Source organism: Fundicoccus sp. Sow4_H7 (genome assembly GCF_052115865.1).
Classification (GTDB): Bacteria; Bacillota; Bacilli; order Lactobacillales; family Aerococcaceae; genus Fundicoccus_A.
The window spans coordinates 1-18,375 of record NZ_JBQKME010000011.1 but is presented as its reverse complement, the minus strand read 5'-3'; the positions used below and the strand labels follow the sequence as shown (position 1 = coordinate 18,375).

At 34.8% G+C, this 18,375-nt stretch carries 12 protein-coding genes; 9 read left to right on the top strand and 3 right to left on the bottom strand.

The features are described from left to right. Positions 1-63: 63 nt before the first annotated feature. Positions 64-786 (top strand): UMP kinase, encoded by a 723-nt coding sequence (pyrH, locus tag ACTQ54_RS09980; RefSeq protein ID WP_441756473.1) that lies wholly within the window; start codon positions 64-66, stop codon positions 784-786. Between the two features lie 134 nt (positions 787-920). Continuing rightward, positions 921-1,676: an NAD-dependent protein deacylase gene (locus ACTQ54_RS09975; RefSeq protein ID WP_441756471.1), complete on the top strand. Its 756-nt coding sequence runs from the start codon at positions 921-923 to the stop codon at positions 1,674-1,676. Positions 1,677-1,723: 47 nt separating this feature from the next. On the opposite strand, the gene ACTQ54_RS09970 is transcribed toward ACTQ54_RS09975, so the two are convergent. Continuing rightward, positions 1,724-3,859: a M28 family peptidase gene (locus ACTQ54_RS09970; protein ID WP_441756469.1), complete on the bottom strand. Its 2,136-nt coding sequence runs from the start codon at positions 3,857-3,859 to the stop codon at positions 1,724-1,726. A 483-nt stretch (positions 3,860-4,342) separates the two neighbouring features. Here ACTQ54_RS09970 and frr point away from each other — a divergent pair, with 483 nt between their 5' ends. From frr to ACTQ54_RS09940, 6 genes are all read left to right on the top strand, one after another. Beyond that, a complete protein-coding gene (gene frr / locus ACTQ54_RS09965) occupies positions 4,343-4,903 on the top strand; it encodes a ribosome recycling factor (RefSeq protein WP_441756467.1) in 561 nt (186 codons plus the stop codon). Between the two features lie 201 nt (positions 4,904-5,104). Beyond that, entirely contained in the window at positions 5,105-5,833 is a 729-nt protein-coding gene (locus tag ACTQ54_RS09960) for an isoprenyl transferase (protein ID WP_441756465.1), read from the top strand. Positions 5,834-5,844: 11 nt separating this feature from the next. Continuing rightward, on the top strand, positions 5,845-6,639 hold the full coding sequence (locus tag ACTQ54_RS09955) for a phosphatidate cytidylyltransferase (protein WP_441756463.1): 795 nt from the start codon (positions 5,845-5,847) through the stop codon (positions 6,637-6,639). Positions 6,640-6,653: 14 nt separating this feature from the next. Further along, positions 6,654-7,916, top strand: a complete 1,263-nt coding sequence (rseP, locus tag ACTQ54_RS09950; protein ID WP_441756461.1) for an RIP metalloprotease RseP — start codon at positions 6,654-6,656, stop codon at positions 7,914-7,916. Between the two features lie 85 nt (positions 7,917-8,001). After that, positions 8,002-12,306, top strand: a complete 4,305-nt coding sequence (locus ACTQ54_RS09945) for a PolC-type DNA polymerase III (protein WP_441756459.1) — start codon at positions 8,002-8,004, stop codon at positions 12,304-12,306. Positions 12,307-12,440: 134 nt separating this feature from the next. Next, positions 12,441-13,787, top strand: a complete 1,347-nt coding sequence (locus ACTQ54_RS09940) for a polysaccharide deacetylase family protein (RefSeq protein ID WP_441756457.1) — start codon at positions 12,441-12,443, stop codon at positions 13,785-13,787. A gap of 55 nt (positions 13,788-13,842) precedes the next feature. On the opposite strand, the gene ACTQ54_RS09935 is transcribed toward ACTQ54_RS09940, so the two are convergent. Next, a complete protein-coding gene (locus ACTQ54_RS09935; protein ID WP_441756455.1) occupies positions 13,843-14,592 on the bottom strand; it encodes an amino acid ABC transporter ATP-binding protein in 750 nt (249 codons plus the stop codon). 12 nt (positions 14,593-14,604) lie between these two features. Then, the gene (locus ACTQ54_RS09930; RefSeq protein WP_441756453.1) at positions 14,605-17,070 is read right to left on the bottom strand and encodes an ABC transporter substrate-binding protein/permease; all 2,466 of its coding nucleotides are present in this window, start codon (positions 17,068-17,070) and stop codon (positions 14,605-14,607) included. A gap of 588 nt (positions 17,071-17,658) precedes the next feature. Here ACTQ54_RS09930 and ACTQ54_RS09925 point away from each other — a divergent pair. Further along, the gene (locus ACTQ54_RS09925; protein ID WP_441756451.1) at positions 17,659-18,204 is read left to right on the top strand and encodes an NADPH-dependent FMN reductase; all 546 of its coding nucleotides are present in this window, start codon (positions 17,659-17,661) and stop codon (positions 18,202-18,204) included. Positions 18,205-18,375: the final 171 nt, after the last annotated feature.

Sequence of the window (18,375 nt, the reverse complement as noted above, 5' to 3'; positions counted from 1 at the left end):
AGATAAATTTAAGCCCCTTTCGGGGCTTTTTTAAAGCATAATTTACACAAAGGAGTGAGCGACATGGAAGAAATTAAATACAAACGCATTATTTTAAAATTATCTGGTGAAGCTATGGCCGGTGAAGAAGGATTTGGGATTAACCCTACTGTCATCAAAGAAATGGTTGCTGAAATCAAAGAAATTTATCAATTAGGCGTTGAAATTGCAATCGTTGTTGGTGGTGGAAACATTTGGCGTGGTACCATTGGTGAAGAGATGGGGATGGAACGGGCACAAGCTGATTATATGGGCATGTTGGCAACTGTAATGAATGCTTTAGCTTTACAAGATGTTCTTGAGAACAACGATGTTCCTACACGTGTCCAAACTTCAGTTGACATGCGTCAAATTGCAGAACCATTTATTCGCCGTCGTGCCATTAGACATTTAGAAAAGAAACGTGTGGTCATTTTTGCTGGTGGTACCGGAAATCCTTACTTTACGACCGATACGACAGCAGCTCTTAGAGCGGCTGAAATTGATGCAGATGTTATCTTAATGGCAAAAAATAATGTTGATGGTGTTTATAATGCTGATCCAAAATTAGATGCTAATGCAGTAAAATATGATAACTTAAGCCATATGGACGTGATTGCTAAAGGATTAAAAGTGATGGATTCAACCGCTAGCTCATTGAGTATGGATAATGATATTCCATTAATTGTCTTCAATTTAAACCAACCTGGTAACATTAAACGTGTCGTTCTAGGTGAAAGTATTGGTACTATCGTTCAAGGTCATTAATAAATATTGGAATTAATTCAACTTTGGATTAATTCCTTTTTTGATGCTCAAATCCGAAAAGATGTCATTACATTGTGTCTAGGCTATAATTAGAATGATTAGCTATTATTTGAAGCAGAGAAAGGAGGGTAAATTTGAAAGAGAAACATCTTAAGCGATTGCAACAATATATTGAAGAAGCAAAGATTATTACTTTTTTTGGAGGAGCAGGTGTTTCGACTGAATCAGGTATACCGGACTATCGCTCAAGTGAAGGAACCTACACCAAAATGGAAGAGAATCGACAAGATCCCAAAAAGATTATGAATCGTCGATATATACAAAGTAATCCGGTAGAATTTTTTAATCGACCAGAACCTGAACGACGTATCATTGAACCGAATCTAGCACATAAAATGTTAGCTGAATTTGAAAAGAGTGGGCATGATATCCGGGTCATTACACAAAATGTGGATGGTTTACACCAAAGAGCAGGCCACCGCTGGGTACTTGAGTTACATGGAAGTGGACGTTCTTGGTATTGCATGGATTGTCAACGTGTTTATTTACCGAGTGAGCTTCAAAGAGATAAAGATAATGTGCCTCGATGTTACGTCGATAATGGGATTGTAAGGCCAGGTGTTGTATTTTTTGGTGAAAATGTTCAACCAGAGAACTTAGAAAAAACAAAAACAACCATTCAAAAATCAGATTTACTCATAATAGCTGGAACTTCATTAACGGTTTTTCCAGCCAATCGACTGATTTATGAGTTTAAAGGTCGACGCGTTGTTATTATTAATACTGAAAAATTAGCGGTTGATCAATTGAATGTTGATTTGTATATTGAAGCACCAGTGGGTGAAACTTTTGCGGAGTTGAATCGATTTTATAACTTTCCCATCAAATAAAAAATATCCCTAAAGCACACATTTCGTTTGCTTCAGGGATATTTATTTTAGTTCAAAAGTTCTGAAACCATGGTTTTAATTGTTTCTAAGTCGGTTACTTCTTTTTGAACGAGCTCTTGTAAAAGTGAAGTTTGGCTTGTGATTGCTTCATCCAATGTGTTGATTTCTGCTGAAAAATCAGCTTCTGAATCATTCGCTTTTTGCTGTAATTGTTTGATTAAATCATATAAATCAAGGTGTCCTACGACACGACCAGCACCCCAGAACAGACGTTCATCATCTTGTTCCATGACATAATTGGTTGTATGGTCATAAACTTCACGGCTAAAATGATAGGCATACCAGTTATTGTCAACTAACCATAAATGGTCATCTAAAGCTACATTTGGATTGCTATCTTCTAAGGCTGTTTTACTTTGGATCAAGTTTTCCAAATTGCTAGCAGCTAATTCATGTGGAAATTTTTGAACATCTTCCCAAGTTAATTTAGCAAAATTATCTTGAACATAACGGTAAATTGATTTAATCCCCTTGTTTAATTCTCGTGTTTCATTGTAGATGGTTTGTGCTTCATCTAACTGTTGATTATTTAAGGCTTGATAATAAGCTTCATTTTGAGTTGAAACTAGGGTGTTTAATTCATCAATTAATGGACGCAAATCATCAACAGATGCTTGAACTTTATTTTCATCATTAGAAAAATCTTGATAAACATCTGATTGAATAGATGCTTCCATAAGGTTTAATGTTTGATTGAAATCAACAGGTAAAACGGCTGTACGGTCATAGTGTAAAGCTAACAATCCGTATAACATATGGTTAAATTCAAAAATAGTTTCGTCATAGGTTTCTTTGTTATCAAATTCAGTATGATAAGTGGTGATACCAAAGTCTGCATCAGTAAAATCATTACGCACAGAAGGAATACCTGCAATTGAGAATGACCAGTCATCTGCCCAGGTGGTTAATGGACTAACAATTTCAACTCCTTTAGCTGAAGCTTCATTGAGTTCTGGTAACTGATCAATAAAAGTTTGAATAAATGGTGTCATTTCAGTAACGGTTAGTAATTGATGGTGGTCATAGAAATCAACCGCCGGCATTTCAAAGTTAATATTAAACATTGCTTGATCTTGCCATTCAGGACGAATACTGAATAATTGGTTGTAAGCCCCGTTTGACCAGTCGTAACGAGTATCAACTGCTCCCCATTCTTCAGCAGCTACTGCAAAGAAAATAATATTACGTTCAGGTTGATAATCACTGTCTAACATTGCTTTTGCAATACCTAGCATTAAACCGACTGCAATACTATTGTCTTGGAAGCCCTCAAAATAAGCATCGTAATGCGCTGAAATAATAATTGATTCTTCGGTATTTTTACCTGGAATTTCTCCAATAATATTATAAGCTTCTGCATCTTGGTCTACCGTAGAAACAGCATCTAATGTTATGGTTGTTTGATTATCGTTGGCTGCTAATACTTCTTTTAACGCATTAGCATCAGTTTGTGACATTGAAAAAGCAGGTGCATCATCTGGCCCACAAAAATCATTAGCATTTAATGAATCAGGACTAATTTCTCCAAAGCTAGCTTCTTGGACAACGATAACACCAGCTGCTCCTTTATATTTTGCTTGTAGCGCCGGGTAGGTTACCCACCATTCTTCTCTTTGATTAATGTCTACTAGTAAAAATTTCCCTTCGATATCTAATTCAGCTAATTCTGCTTCTGTCCCTTTGCCAGCATAAATAATGTCAAATTCTTTTGGACCTTCTGTATTAAAATTAACTTGATAGCCGCCTAACATGGCTTGGTATTCATTGCCATCAACATCAGTAAAGCTTAAATCTGCTTTTTCAAAAGTCCATGCATCTACTGAGAAAACGTCTTTAGAAACGTTAGCCAATCCTAACGATTCCATTTCATTAAATAAATACTCTGCTGCATCATGTTCTGCTTGTGATCCTGCAGGACGATAGCCTAGGCTTTCATGTGTGCCAAATTTTCCTAACTCAATGGCAATATTATAACCATAGCTTGTGTCAATCACTTCTAAGTATGACTGGTTAATGTTTTCAAATGTTGATTCAGATTCTTGTGCAAAAATTCTAGTTACAGGTAAAAGAGAGAGAGTAGTTAGGGAAACAAATAATTTTTTTATAAAGATATTTTTCTTCATGTGATACCTCCTATGATGGTGATTTATTCATAAAATCAAAAAAACTCCTATAAGATAGGAGTTAAAAAAATAATCAATCATCTATATACTTTCTCTCTGCGCATAAAAGAAAGTAAATCCTCTATATGAGTGTGTTGACTATTCATGAGACTCCATGAATGCATCTAAGTAAGTAAAAACTTACAAAAACTTCTGGATTTTCATCCATAACAACACGATACGAATATCGCTAAGTCGGCATTGACCCTGGCTGTCCGTATGGCCATTAAAAGTATTATCTACTCTAGGTAATTCAAAGCTTAGTGATTTATTCGAAAGAGGTCTTTCTTTTAAATCAGTTTTATTTTAGCAAAATATTTTCAAGATGCAAGTAGTTTTAAAAATTTTTTTGTAATAGTCACAATTTTTCTAATGGCTATCGTAAGAATATGTCTTATGTTATAATATTAAGTATAAATGTATTTCACAGGAGGATTTACAAAAATGGCATCAGATAATTTGTTAAAAGACGCTCGTTCGAGAATGGAAAAATCAGTCGAGGCGTATCAAAGAGAATTAGGAACAATCCGTGCAGGCGTTGCTAACGCAAGTGTATTAGACCGCGTGAATGTTTTATATTATGGGATTCCGACACCATTAAACCAATTAGCAAGTATCACAATTCCAGAAGCGCGCATGTTACTGGTTACTCCTTATGATAAAAATAGTCTTAGCGATATTGAAAAAGCTATTTTACAAAGTGATATTGGGATTAATCCATCCAACGATGGCAATGTTATTCGACTTGTTATCCCAGCTTTAACAAAAGAACGTCGTGAAGAATTAGTTAAAGTTGTTGGTAAAGAACAAGAAAATGCTAAAATTGCTGTCCGTAATATCCGACGTGATATTCTTGATACAGCTAAAAAGATGGAAAAAAATAATGAATTAACGACGGATGATGTTCGCGATTACGAACGCGATATCCAAAAAATAACCGATGACTTTATTGCAGAAATTGAAAAAATAACCAAAGTAAAAGAAGACGAAATTTTAAATAACTAAAATTTTTAGCCTAAATTGAACATTTAGAAAAGCTAACTGGTTGGATGAAAGTTTGCGATTCTGAATGTTCTTTTTGCTTTTTCTTAGGACAATGATTAAAAATGTTCTAAAGAAGTTAATTCTTGAGAAAACAATAGGTATCATGGATTGCTTTTGTTATAATTAGTAAGAATAAATGACAGAGGATTAAAGGAGATTGTTATGGCAATAGATAAAGAACGTGTGCCTAAACATGTAGCCATTATTATGGATGGCAATGGTAGATGGGCAAAAAAACGCTTTTTACCTCGCGTCGCAGGTCACCGTAAAGGTGTTGAAACGATAAAAAAAGTAACCATTCGGGCAAATGAATTAGGTATTAAAATTCTGACGGTTTATGCTTTCTCAACAGAAAATTGGGGTCGTCCTCAAGATGAAGTCAATTATTTAATGAAGTTACCTAAAGATTTCTTCGATTCATTCTTACCTGAGCTGATCAAAAATGATGTTCGTGTCGAATGGATTGGTGATATTACTGCCTTACCTCAAAAAACATATGATATTGTGGTGTCAGCGGCAGAAAGAACTAAACACTGCCAAGGCATGGTTCTAAACTTTGCTTTAAATTATGGGGCAAGACAAGAAATTACGGATGCTGTCGTTGAAATTGCTAAAGCTGTCAGTCATCATGAATTAGATGTTGAAAGTATTTCAGCTGAACTCATCGAAAGTTTTTTAACAACCGCAAGATATGGAGAATTAGCTGCACCTGATTTGTTAATCCGGACTTCTGGAGAACAGCGATTAAGTAATTTTTTACTGTGGCAAGCTGCTTATAGTGAATTCTATTTTACAGACGTATTATGGCCTGATTTTGATTCTAGTCATTTAGATACTGCTATTGAAAGTTACATTCAGCGTGATCGCCGCTTTGGGAAAGTAAAGGGCTAAAAGGTGATGATATGAAAATAAGAATTATCAGTGCTATATTAGCGCTAGCCGTTTTCCTACCTTTTATCTTGGCTGGTGGCCATTACTTTGCTTATTTTATGTTAGTGCTCGGTGCTATTGGTTTATTTGAATTAGCCCGTATGAAACAAATTGATTATAACAACATTATTGGTGTCTTATCTACCTTGGCTTTAGCTCTTATTATTTTACCAGAAAATTATTTATTTAAATTTTTAGGTAGTGGTAACCAACAATTTATTTTTTATATTTACTGTATCGTATTACTTGTTTTAACGGTAGCACGACACAATACTTTTAACTTTGAAGATGCTGCCGTTTTGGTTTTTAGTATCTTATATGTCGGCTTTGGTTTTCGCTTTTTAATATCTATTAGAGATCTGGGTTTAAAAACGATTATTTATCAATTTGCTGTTATCTGGTCAACGGATATTGGGGCATATTTTTTTGGAAGGGTATTTGGTGAAAGAAAATTAGCGCCTGAAATTAGTCCAAATAAAACTGTTGAAGGCTTTATTGGCGGTACAGTATCGGCTTTTATAGTAAGTTCACTTTATGTTTGGTTCGTAAAACCTAATCTTGGTGGAGCAAACCATGTTTGGATTCTAACGATAGCCTTATCCTTAGTCGGTCAATTAGGCGACTTAGTTGAATCGGCTTACAAACGACATTTTGGCGTTAAAGATTCGGGGAAACTTATTCCAGGCCATGGTGGAGTTTTAGACCGATTTGATAGTACGATTTTTGCTAGTTTTATGTTAATGATATGGTTAAACTTTTTTAGGTAGGGGTGTTATAAAATTTGCAAACATTAATTACATTTTTAATTATTTTTTCTATCATAGTCGTCTTTCATGAGTTTGGACACTTTTACTTTGCACGTCGAGCTGGGATTTTAGTCCGTGAATTTGCCTTAGGAATGGGGCCAAAATTATTTGCTAAACAAGGCAAAGACGGTACAACTTATACAATAAGAATGTTACCTTTAGGTGGATATGTTCGTCTTGCTGGCTTAAATGAGGAAGATAATGTTCGTCCAGGAATGGAAGTCGGTCTTACCTTTAATGAGAACAACCAAGTTAGTATCATTAATACAAGTGAAAAAGCAGAACCAAATGAAATGCCCGCACAAGTCGATGAAGTTGATTTAGCTCGTGAGATGTCCATGCGTGTTTATCAACCTGGTCATGACGAACCAAAAGTTTTTAGTGTTGCGAAAGATTGCCGTATTATTGAAGAAGATGGTACGAATGTGATGGTTGCACCTATTGAAAGTCGTTATGAATCTGCATCAGTCGGAAATAAAATCTTAACGAACATTGCAGGTCCAGTAAATAATTTTATTCTTTCAATTATCTTTTTTGCTTTATTTGCTTTTTTAGTTCCAAGCATTCCATCTAATTCAAGTACTATTGGAACGGTTATTGAAGATAGTCCCGCCCAGGCTGCTGGTTTACAAGATGGCGACCACGTCATAGCGATAAATGATGAAACAGTAGATAGTTGGGTAGACTTACAGCAGTTTATTGCAGCTTCCGCGGGAGAAGAATTGAATTTTCAAATAGAACGTGGCGATGAAGTATTGGATATCCCTGTGCAAGTAAATACAGTGACAAATGAAGCAGGAGAATCAATTGGTCAAATTGGTGTTTCAGTTGCAGTTAAAAATGGCTTCATCGATCGTATTGCCTATGGTTTTACTGAAACTTGGCGGGTTATCACAAGTATTTTAGGTGTTTTAGGCGGTATGATTACCAATGGCTTTGATATTAATCAATTTGGTGGTCCTGTTGCAATGGCACAAATGACAAACGAAGTAGTCGATTATGGATTTGTTGTTATTGTTAGCTTTTTAGCTATGTTGAGTGCCAATATAGGTTTATTAAATTTATTACCAATCCCAGCGCTTGATGGAGGGAAAATCTTATTAAACCTCATTGAAGCGGTTCGTGGAAAACCTTTAGATCAAGAAAAAGAGGGTATCATTACCTTAATTGGGGTAGGTATCATGTTTGTCTTTATGATTGCTGTTACTTGGAATGATATTATGCGTGCATTTTTCTAGAGTTTGCTTTCATTGCAACATTTTAAAAAACATTTAAGGATGACTTCTTAATGAAGGACATCCTTTTTAGTTGAGGAGGAGTAAGATGGCTGATCAACGTCAACTATTTGAAATATTATTAGAACACATTCAGATTACAGATCAAGATATACTAGCTCATTTAAAAGATATAGAAATTGATCATGTCGATGTCTTTGCCCAAACCAATCAATGGCATTTCTATTTAGTAGGAAATAAACGGATTCATCCAGACGCCTATCAAATTTTTATGCATCACATTCATAAAGCTTTTGAAGAAATTGCTCAAATTGAGGTGTGGTGGAACTTTGATAATGATTCGATTGATATTGATGTCATTTCGCACTACTGGTTCGCCATTTATTCAGTATTAGCAGCTGAAAAGCCATTTTTAAAAGCTGCCATGATACAAGCTAACTACAATTTAGAAGGCCAAACTTTATCCGTAGGATTAGCTTCACAACATCAAGTAGATACAGTTCAAAATAAATATCACGAGTTATTTATTAAAAGGCTTGGGCAAGTAGGAATTCATGAATTAGAATTTCACTATTACGTGGATCAAGAACTTTTAGAAAAAGAGCAACAATTCCATGAGAAAAGACAAAGTTTAGAAGAAGAAAAAAGCTTGACTGAGGCTCTGGAAGTTCAAGAAGCCCGTAAAAGTCAACAAAAAGTTCAAGAAGAAATGGATGAAGTCCTACCGATTGGAAAGGATATTCCGCATACAGCGATTACGCCAATTGTTAATTTACTCACCGACCAGTACCGCCAAACAATTGAAGGCTATATATTTGATTTGGAAATTCGTGTGACAAAAAGTGGCATGTCTATTTTAATTATGAAAATAACAGACTATACAAGTTCTGTGACGGTTAAAATACTTTCTGGTCGTGGCATCAAAAAAGAATCTTTAGAACAATTTCATGTCGGTGAATGGATTCGTTTAGAAGGAGATATGCAACCAGACTATTACACTTCTGAGCTTGAATTTAAACCACGGAGTATCCGAAAAATATCGCGAGCTAAAAAAATAGATAAGGCTCCAGATAATGATAAAAGAATAGAACTGCATACCCATACGCAAATGAGTACAATGGATGCGACAAACTCAGCTAAAGATTTAGTGAAAAGAGCAGCCGAATGGGGTCATAAAGCCATTGCTATTACTGACCATGCTGGGGTCCAAGCCTTCCCTGAAGCATTTGCAGCAGGGAAAGAATACGGTGTGAAAGTTTTATATGGTATTGAAGCAAATGTGGTTAATGATGGTGAACCTATTGCATTTAATTTACAGCCAACCGATTTACAAGATGCTATTTATGTGGTTTTTGACGTGGAAACGACCGGTTTATCATCAGTTTATGATAAAATTATCGAGTTAGCCGCTGTAAAAATGAAAGATGGCGAGGTTATCGATCGTTTTGAAAGTTTTGTAAATCCTGGCCATCCCTTGGCGGCCTTTACGACTGAATTAACCGGTATTACAGATGCTATGTTAGCCGATGCACCAACAATCGATGCTGTTTTACCAAAGTTTGCAGAATTTTCAAAAGATACGATTTTGGTTGCCCATAACGCTACTTTCGATATTGGTTTTATCAACCAAGGTTACAAACAACTTGGTTTAGATCCAGTTACTGAAGGTGTGATCGACACTTTGGAGTTATCACGGTTAGTAAACTCAAATTTAAAAACTCATCGCTTAAACACTTTAGCCAAGCACTATAATATTGTTCTTGAACAACATCACCGAGCTATTTATGACTCTGAAACGACAGGTTATATATTACTGAAGTTGCTTGAACAAGCTCGTAATGATTTTAATATGACGCATCATAATCAATTAAATGATCAAATGGGACGCAATGGAAGTTATAAGCAATCACGTCCTTTTCATGTGACGATTTTAGCTAAAAACCAAGAAGGACTCAAAAGTTTGTTTAAAATTATTTCGGCATCAAATATAGATTACTTCTACCGTGTTCCACGCGTGCCTCGTAGCTTATTAAATAAATACAAAGAAAATCTTTTAGTGGGAACTGCTTGTCACGATGGTGAAGTCTTTACTGCCATGATGCAAAAAGGTTACGAAGAAGCTGCTGAGCTAGTCGATTATTATGACTATATCGAAGTTCAGCCTAAATCAGTATATGAACCTTTGATAGCGGATGAAACGATTAGTAATGAAGCAGATTTAGAAAAAATTCTTAAAAATATGATTCGTTTAGGTGAAGAAAAAAATAAACCAGTCGTTGCGACAGGAAATGTACATTATCTCGATGAAAAAGACAGTATTTATCGTGAAATCTTGCATCGTTCAATGAAAGTTAACGCTAACCGAAAATTAGAGATGCCAGAAGTTCATTTTAGAACGACGGATGAAATGTTGGAGGATTTTAGTTTTCTAGGTGAAGAAAAAGCTTATGAAATAGTTGTCAAAAATACGCAAAAAATAGCAGATTTAATTGATGAAGTTGAAGTAATTAAATCTAAACTTTATACACCTATTATTGAAGGTTCCGACGAAGAAATCCGCAAACTGAGTTATGATAAGGCTCATGAAATGTATGGGGAAGAACTTCCTGAGATTGTTGAGCATCGAATTGAAAAAGAATTAAACAGTATTATTTCTAACGGATTCTCAGTTATTTATTTGATTTCACAAAAGTTAGTTCATAAAAGTAATGAAGATGGGTATTTGGTTGGTTCACGTGGTTCGGTTGGGTCTAGTTTAGTCGCGACTTTAACAGGTATTACTGAAGTTAATCCCTTACCTCCGCATTATTATTGTACGCATTGTCAATTTAGTGAATTTTTCACTGATGGTAGTGTAAAATCAGGTTATGATTTAGAGGAAAAGGCTTGTCCTAAGTGTGGTCATATATTATCAAATGAGGGACAAGATATTCCGTTTGAGACCTTCCTTGGTTTTTATGGTGATAAAGTACCCGATATTGATTTGAACTTCTCAGGCGATTATCAACCAAAAGCTCATGCTTACACGAAGGATTTATTTGGTGAAGATTATGTTTATCGAGCTGGGACAATCTCAACTGTTGCAGAAAAAACGGCCTTTGGTTATGTAAAAGGGTATTTAGAAGTGGAACCGCAACAAATTCCACAAGCTGAAAAAGAACGTTTAGCTAAAGGAATTACAGGGGTTAAAAAAACAACCGGGCAACACCCGGGTGGAATTATTGTTATTCCAGACTATTTAGATGTTTATGATTTTACACCTATCCAATATCCTGCTGATGATGTTAATTCCGAATGGAAAACGACCCACTTTGATTTCCACTCGATTCATGATAATGTTTTAAAACTTGATATTCTGGGACACGATGATCCGACCCATATTCGTATGTTACAAGACTTAAGTGGCATTGACCCGAAAACACTGCCTCCTACAGACCCAGATGTTATGAAAATCTTTAGCGGAACAGAGATTTTAGGTGTAACACCTGAGCAGATTTTTTCTGAAACAGGGACCTTAGGTGTTCCGGAATTTGGAACAAGCTTTGTAAGGGGAATGTTAGCCGAGTCTAAACCGAAAAATTTTGCAGAATTACTTCAAATTTCTGGTCTATCTCATGGTACAGACGTTTGGTTAGGGAATGCACAAGAATTGATTCGAAAAGGAATTGCACCTTTAGCGCAAGTAATTGGTTGTCGTGATGATATTATGGTTACTTTACAACATTATGGTATTGAAGATGGTGTTGCATTTAAAATTATGGAGAGTGTCCGTAAAGGGAAGGGGATTCCAGATGATTGGCAGGCGATTATGCGTGAACATAAGGTGCCTGAATGGTATATTGAATCGTGTCTAAAGATTAAATATATGTTCCCGAAAGCTCATGCGACTGCTTATGTTTTAATGGCTTTACGTGTTGCTTACTTTAAAGTCCATTATCCTTTATATCACTATGCAGCTCATTTTTCTGTTCGTGCCGTTGATTTTGACTTAGTTGCTATGTCGCAAGGAAAAGAGATGGTCAAAAGAAGAATTCGCGAAATTCATGGTAAAGGTTTAGACGCTTCTCCAAAAGAAAAAACCTTAGTGACTGTATTAGAAGTAGCGAATGAAATGCTTGAACGAGGGTTTAAGTTCCAAATGGTAAGTCTCGAAAAATCAGATGCAGAAAACTTTATCATTGAAGGGGACACTCTGATTCCACCATTTAGAGCTATTCCTGGCTTAGGTATATCTGTTGCTCAACAAATTATTAAAGCTAGAGAAGAAGCCCCATTTCTATCTAAGGAAGATGTTCAAAAAAGAGGGAAAGTTTCTAAAACTATCATCGAATATTTAACTGAACACGGTGTATTGAATGGTTTACCAGATGAAGATCAATTAAGTCTATTTTAGTCAACCAATTGTTGTATATGAATATTTTTAGAACTTTATATGATGTTTTTTTTATTCCATAGTATTTATGACAAGTGAATGCTAAGATGAAAAAGGAAATATATTAGAAATATGTAATTAAAGAAGGTTAGCAAATGAAATCAATGAATAAACTTAACAAATATATTTTTGGATTATTATTAATTGTGCTTAACTTACTACTGCTTTTTTACTTATGGTATGATGTTAAAGCGATTGAACAAGAAGATTTAATTTCAAATGCTTTAGCTGATATTAATCAATTATATTTTGATGAACAACATGATTTTCTTGCTGCCAATATTACACAGGAACTAATCGATGAAAAAGCTAATAAGTATTCTGATATAGAAGACGACGAAGTTAGTAGTATCATTGATGATGTTCAAAAAAAGTATACAATGATTGAAAATTTAAACACTATTTACTCAGCTGAAGAGCCAATGATTGTAGGCAATCAAGTGAGTGACCATCATCAACTAAATCCAGAGTTAACGCTATCCAATCTTGAGTGTCCAAACTATTTTGATAGTGACAAGCTTAATGAAGACCGCCTATTAAAAGCTGCGCATGAAAAATATGCCTATGCTGAAAATACCCTTGCCACAATTGAAAAGATTGACTCGACTTTTAGTGAGATAGATCAAAATGTTTCGACTGAGTCCATTCATCAGACCTTGGAGGAAATAACAAATGTTCAACCATTATTGGAAGAAATTGCAGATCAACCACAAACGCCGGAGTTAAAAGAGCAATATGACGGCATTGTTCAACAAATTACTGAAGTTGTCCATGAAAATGTTGATTACGTAAATGAAGATACAACTTTGAATGATAAGATATTTTCAAATGAAGATCTAGCCGCTCAACTATTAGGGTCTGAAGTTGATCATCGTCCTTTAATTGCTTTAACCTTTGATGATGGACCGAGTGAAGCAACTTTACCAATATTAGATATTTTGGATAAGCATGATGTTCCAGGGACTTTCTTTCAATTGGGGAGTCAGGTCGTTAAATATCCTGAAATTAGTCAAATGATTCTGGATAGAGGTCACAGAATAGGTAATCATTCATATTCACACGCTAATTTTAGTGTGATATCGGATGACGAAGTCAGACATGAAATGAATAGAACACAAGATGCTATTTTTAATGCGACTGGAGAAATGCCAGTTCTTTATCGAATGCCTTATGGAAATGGTGGCATGCGGGTCGTAAATATGTTTCCTGACTTACAAACTATTTTTTGGAATATTGATTCTTTGGATTGGCATTACCGAAACTCAGATCAAACTATCAATGAGATTATAAATACAATTAAGCAGCGTTCCATTGTTTTAATGCATGATATTTATTTCGAAAATGTTGAAACCTTAGATTACATCATCCCATATTTAAAAGAACAAGGTTATGTATTTTGTTTTCCTGATCAAATATTAGATGCCGATACCTATTTAAATTAAAAATAACAGCTTCTCAACCTTTAGTGGCGAGAAGCTGTTATTTTTTTATCAGTCATTAAATGGCAAAACTCGTTTCACCAAAACCACGAATAAATTGTTGCGTACGTTCCATTTGCGGGTTGTCAAAAATTTGTTCAGGTGTTCCTTGTTCTAAAATAACGCCTTTATCTAAGAAAATAACTTGGTCAGAAACTTGTTTGGCAAAATTCATTTCATGGGTCACCAATATCATCGTGGTTTTTTGATGAGCTACTTTATGGATTAACTCGAGTATTCCACTAACCATTTCGGGGTCTAGGGCTGAGGTTGGTTCATCGAACAAAATCACTTCGGGCTGAATGGCTAAGGCTCGTGCAATACCTACCCTTTGTTGTTGACCACCCGATAAGCGATTGGGATAGTAGTTGGCTCTATCAGACATACCAACTAATTCTAAATAATTTTCGGCTAATTCTTTCGCTTCATTTTTAGGGAGCTTTTGAACCATGAGTAATTGTTCCATAACATTTTCAAGAGCAGTCTTTTTTGAAAACAGGGCATAATTTTGAAAAACCATGGCTGTTTGTCTGCGAATTTTAAATATCTCTTTTTCAGGTATATGGCTCACTTCTTGGTTGATGTCTCCTATATGAATGGTGCCTTTATTTGGTTTTTCCAAGAAGTTTATCGTTCTGAGCAAGGTAGATTTACCCGATCCACTCGAACCAATAATGGTTAAGACATTTCCAGTCGGTACTTCAATATTAATATCATCTAATACTAAGTGATTCCCATAACTTTTGGACCAGTTTTCTAGTTTTAACATAAAGAACTCCTCCTATTTTGATTCTGTCGTTACAATCAAATTATCATCATCATGTTGAATACTGCTTTCATCAATCATGTTGACATTTAATTTTTTCTCAATCCATTTGACAATGTTTTCAATAACGATACAACATAGCCAGTAGATGAGTGATACCGCAATATAAGCTTCGAAGAAACGTAAGTTACTTCCGGCAATGATACGTGCTTGTCCCATAATATCGATAACCGTAACAGTAAAGGCTAATGATGTACCTTTTAATAAGCTAATTAAGCTATTTCCTAAGTTTGGAATAGCGACAATCATAGCAGACGGTAAAATAATCCGGGTCATGGTTTGACGATTCGTAAGTCCAATGGATTTAGCTGCTTCGATTTCACTTTTATCAACAGATAGTATAGCAGCACGTATAGTTTCCGAATTATAAGCTGCTTCATTAAGTCCAAATGCTATAAAGACATAAAGTAGGGCAGGGATGTTGTTGACATTAATGTTTGTATTGATTTGTTGATTTAACCAAGCAACAATCAATGGGAAACCATAATATGCTAGGAATAACTGTACCAATTGTGGCGTTCCGCGCATAAAGGATACAAATATTGATGCTAATTGTTTTAGGACAGGTATATCGTATATCTTAATTAAGGCAATAAGGAAGCCTAAGACTAAACCAATAATCATAGAAACCAAAGTCATTAATAAGGTAATAGGTAATTTTTCTAAAATAGTTGGCAAAATTTCTGGAATAATTTCTGGCGCAAAAATTTTACCATCAGTAGTCGAAGTGTTTGATACAGATTGATTAACCAATTGCGTTGATTCGATATCACTTTGGGCTAACCGTTCTTCTTCGAATTGATCATTACGTGCGATAATCCCGTCCGTTAATTGCGTATCATCTTGTCCCATGTATTTTTGGCTAATAGCAGCCAATGTTCCATCTTCTCTTAACTCTGCAATCACTGCATCCATTTGATCCCTTAATTCTACTTCATCCTGTCTATAAATAAAGTAAGAACCAGGAGGATTTATTGCATCTTCATTTTCAATAAAGTGAGATTTTAATTCAATTCCAAATGTCTCTTGAACATCATTTAAGTAAGTTGTTGCATAAATTGTTGCATCAAAGCGTCCATTATGAACATCACGAATAATATTTGACGGATCTGAATCCACATAACGAATATCGACTGCTAGGTCTGGATTTTCTTCATTCCACGCTTCAAGAAACATGGATTGAGGAGAGGCTGTAACAACTCCAAATGACATGCCTGCCATATCTTCCATCGTTAAATCATCAGCTTGTTCTGTGTTGGTGATTATGACATTATGCGTAATTACATAAGGATAAAGTGAGAAGAGGAATTTTTCTCTTCGTTCTTCATTTTCACCTAGGTTATTCGTCACTAAATCAAACTGGCCTGAATCTAGACCTGCAAATAGTGACGCAAATTCTGTAATTTCATATTCAAAAGTAATGTTGTCTAAACGTTCGTCAATAGCTGTTAATAAATCAATTTCGAAACCAGTTAGTTTATTATCTTCAAAATAATTTAACGGTTTTGTTTGACCAGATGTCCCTACCGTTACTACTTTTTCTTCCCCAACTGGGGTTGATTCAGTGATATTTACTCGATTTATCTTATCGTTTTTATCGATGATTGCCTGTGATAATTCGGTGTCATCTTGGCCAAAGTATTTCAATGAGATTTCTGATAATGTACCATCTTCACGCATATCGGCAAGTACTTTATCGATTTCGTTACGTAAATCTAAATTTTCCTTACGGTACATTAAGTATGATCCCGGAGGATTGATAGCATCCTCATTTTCAATAAAGTGAGATTTCAACTCAATACCAAAGGTTTGTTGAACATCATTTAAGTAGGTTGTCGCGTATATGGTAGCGTCAAAGCGGCCGCTATGCACATCTCGGATAATATTTGATGGGTCAGAATCAACATAGCGAATATCAACAGCTAAGTCGGGATTTTCTTGGTTCCATGCTTCGAGGAACATCGATTGTGGCGAGGCTGTTACAACACCAAATGACATACCAGCCATATCTTCCATTGTTAAATTATCTGCCTGATCAGTTTGTGTGATAATCACATTATGTGTAATGACATAAGGATAGAGTGAGAATAAGAATTTCTCACGGCGCTCATCATTTTCACCCAGATTATTAGCCACAATATCAAATTGACCAGAATCAAGTCCAGCAAATAGGGATGCAAATTCTGTCGTCACAAATTCAAACTCGACGGAATCTAACCGCTGATTAATTTCATTTAACATATCAATTTCAAAACCAGTGAGTTCATTATCTTCAAAATAATTTAGTGGTTTCGTTTGTCCAGAAATACCAATCGTTATAACATCTTGAGCTTCAACCGTTTGATGTAAAAAATTGAAACTTAAAAATATACAAATAATTCCTATCAGGCTAAATAAAATTTTTTTAGTATTTTTTAACATTTTCTTCACCTTTCCTAATTAACAAGTAACTTAGCAACAACAAAAAAACGCTCAATCAGTAATATCATACTAAATGAGCGTGTTAGTGTATAAATAAATATCTACGCTTCAGCCATTTAGAATATGATATTCTATGTGGCTGGGGACAAGCAAATGTGCTTTAGCCATCATAGATACAAACGAAGAGTTTTGCCTGTATCTACAATGAATGTAAATACAAACTATCTAAAATAGCTAAAGTAATATAATTGAGTTTGAATATTATGTAAGTAACATTTTATGTTTTGCTGCTTTTCCATATATCTTACCCCCCAAATTTATTACTTGAGTTAAATAATATCAAAGTAAATTAAAATGTCAAACGATTTATTAAAAATAAATGAGAATAATTAGTGAATATTTAAGTAAGTTCAATAAAAACTAGTAATATAGGATTATCAAGTTGCATAATCGGCTTAATAAAAACTTAACAAAAATTATTTAGAATTAGAAACATTTTTCTTGTTTTATGGAATTGTATGATGTATGATAATACTACAACAAGTATTTGAATGATATTTGTAATTTAGCGAAAAAGGAGTTTTTCATATGACAAAATTAGGTGTAGTAGTAGGTAGTATCCGTAATAACAGTTTCTCAGGTATGGTAGCAAAAGCAATAGCAGATTTATACCCATCAGATGTAGAGGTAGAATTTTTAGAGATTGCAAACTTACCATTATATAACCAAGATTATGATCAAGATAGCCCACAAGTTTACAAAGATTTTCGTGCTAAAGTTGCAGAAAAAGATGCAATCTTATTTGTAACACCAGAACATAACCGTTCAATTCCAGCTGCATTAAAAAATGCATTAGACGTTGCGTCACGTCCTTGGGGTGAAAATGTTTGGTCAGGTAAACCTGCATTAGTGGCTAGCCAATCAATTTCTGGTATTAGCGGATTTGGTGCGAACCACCACTTACGTCAATCATTAGCTTTCTTAAATATGCCAACTGTACAACAACCAGAAGTATACTTAGCAAATTCTCAAGATTTATTTGATGAGAATGGTAAATTAGTTCGTGAAGATACAGTAACGTTCTTACAAACAGCGGTTGACGCTCATATGAACCTTATTACAAAATTAGGATAATAATTAATTAAATAAAATAAAAAACTAGCGAATAAATTAATAAATATTCGCTAGTATTTTGGTTCTTCAATTTTTGATGTTGGTAACAAAACTAGGTCAGTATGTTTCAAGCATACTGGCTTATTTTTGTACTATAATTTAGTTCGTTCTATTAGGCCATCTTCTTTAACA

What these genes read in the sequence shown, in the direction of transcription:
- pyrH (WP_441756473.1), top strand. Translation starts at nt 64, where the DNA reads ATGGAAGAAATTAAATACAAACGCATTATTTTAAAATTATCTGGTGAA.
- ACTQ54_RS09970 (WP_441756469.1), bottom strand. Translation starts at nt 3,859, where the DNA reads ATGAAGAAAAATATCTTTATAAAAAAATTATTTGTTTCCCTAACTACT.
- frr (WP_441756467.1), top strand. Translation starts at nt 4,343, where the DNA reads ATGGCATCAGATAATTTGTTAAAAGACGCTCGTTCGAGAATGGAAAAA.
- ACTQ54_RS09960 (WP_441756465.1), top strand. Translation starts at nt 5,105, where the DNA reads ATGGCAATAGATAAAGAACGTGTGCCTAAACATGTAGCCATTATTATG.
- ACTQ54_RS09955 (WP_441756463.1), top strand. Translation starts at nt 5,845, where the DNA reads ATGAAAATAAGAATTATCAGTGCTATATTAGCGCTAGCCGTTTTCCTA.
- ACTQ54_RS09945 (WP_441756459.1), top strand. Translation starts at nt 8,002, where the DNA reads ATGGCTGATCAACGTCAACTATTTGAAATATTATTAGAACACATTCAG.
- ACTQ54_RS09940 (WP_441756457.1), top strand. Translation starts at nt 12,441, where the DNA reads ATGAAATCAATGAATAAACTTAACAAATATATTTTTGGATTATTATTA.
- ACTQ54_RS09935 (WP_441756455.1), bottom strand. Translation starts at nt 14,592, where the DNA reads ATGTTAAAACTAGAAAACTGGTCCAAAAGTTATGGGAATCACTTAGTA.
- ACTQ54_RS09930 (WP_441756453.1), bottom strand. Translation starts at nt 17,070, where the DNA reads ATGTTAAAAAATACTAAAAAAATTTTATTTAGCCTGATAGGAATTATT.
- ACTQ54_RS09925 (WP_441756451.1), top strand. Translation starts at nt 17,659, where the DNA reads ATGACAAAATTAGGTGTAGTAGTAGGTAGTATCCGTAATAACAGTTTC.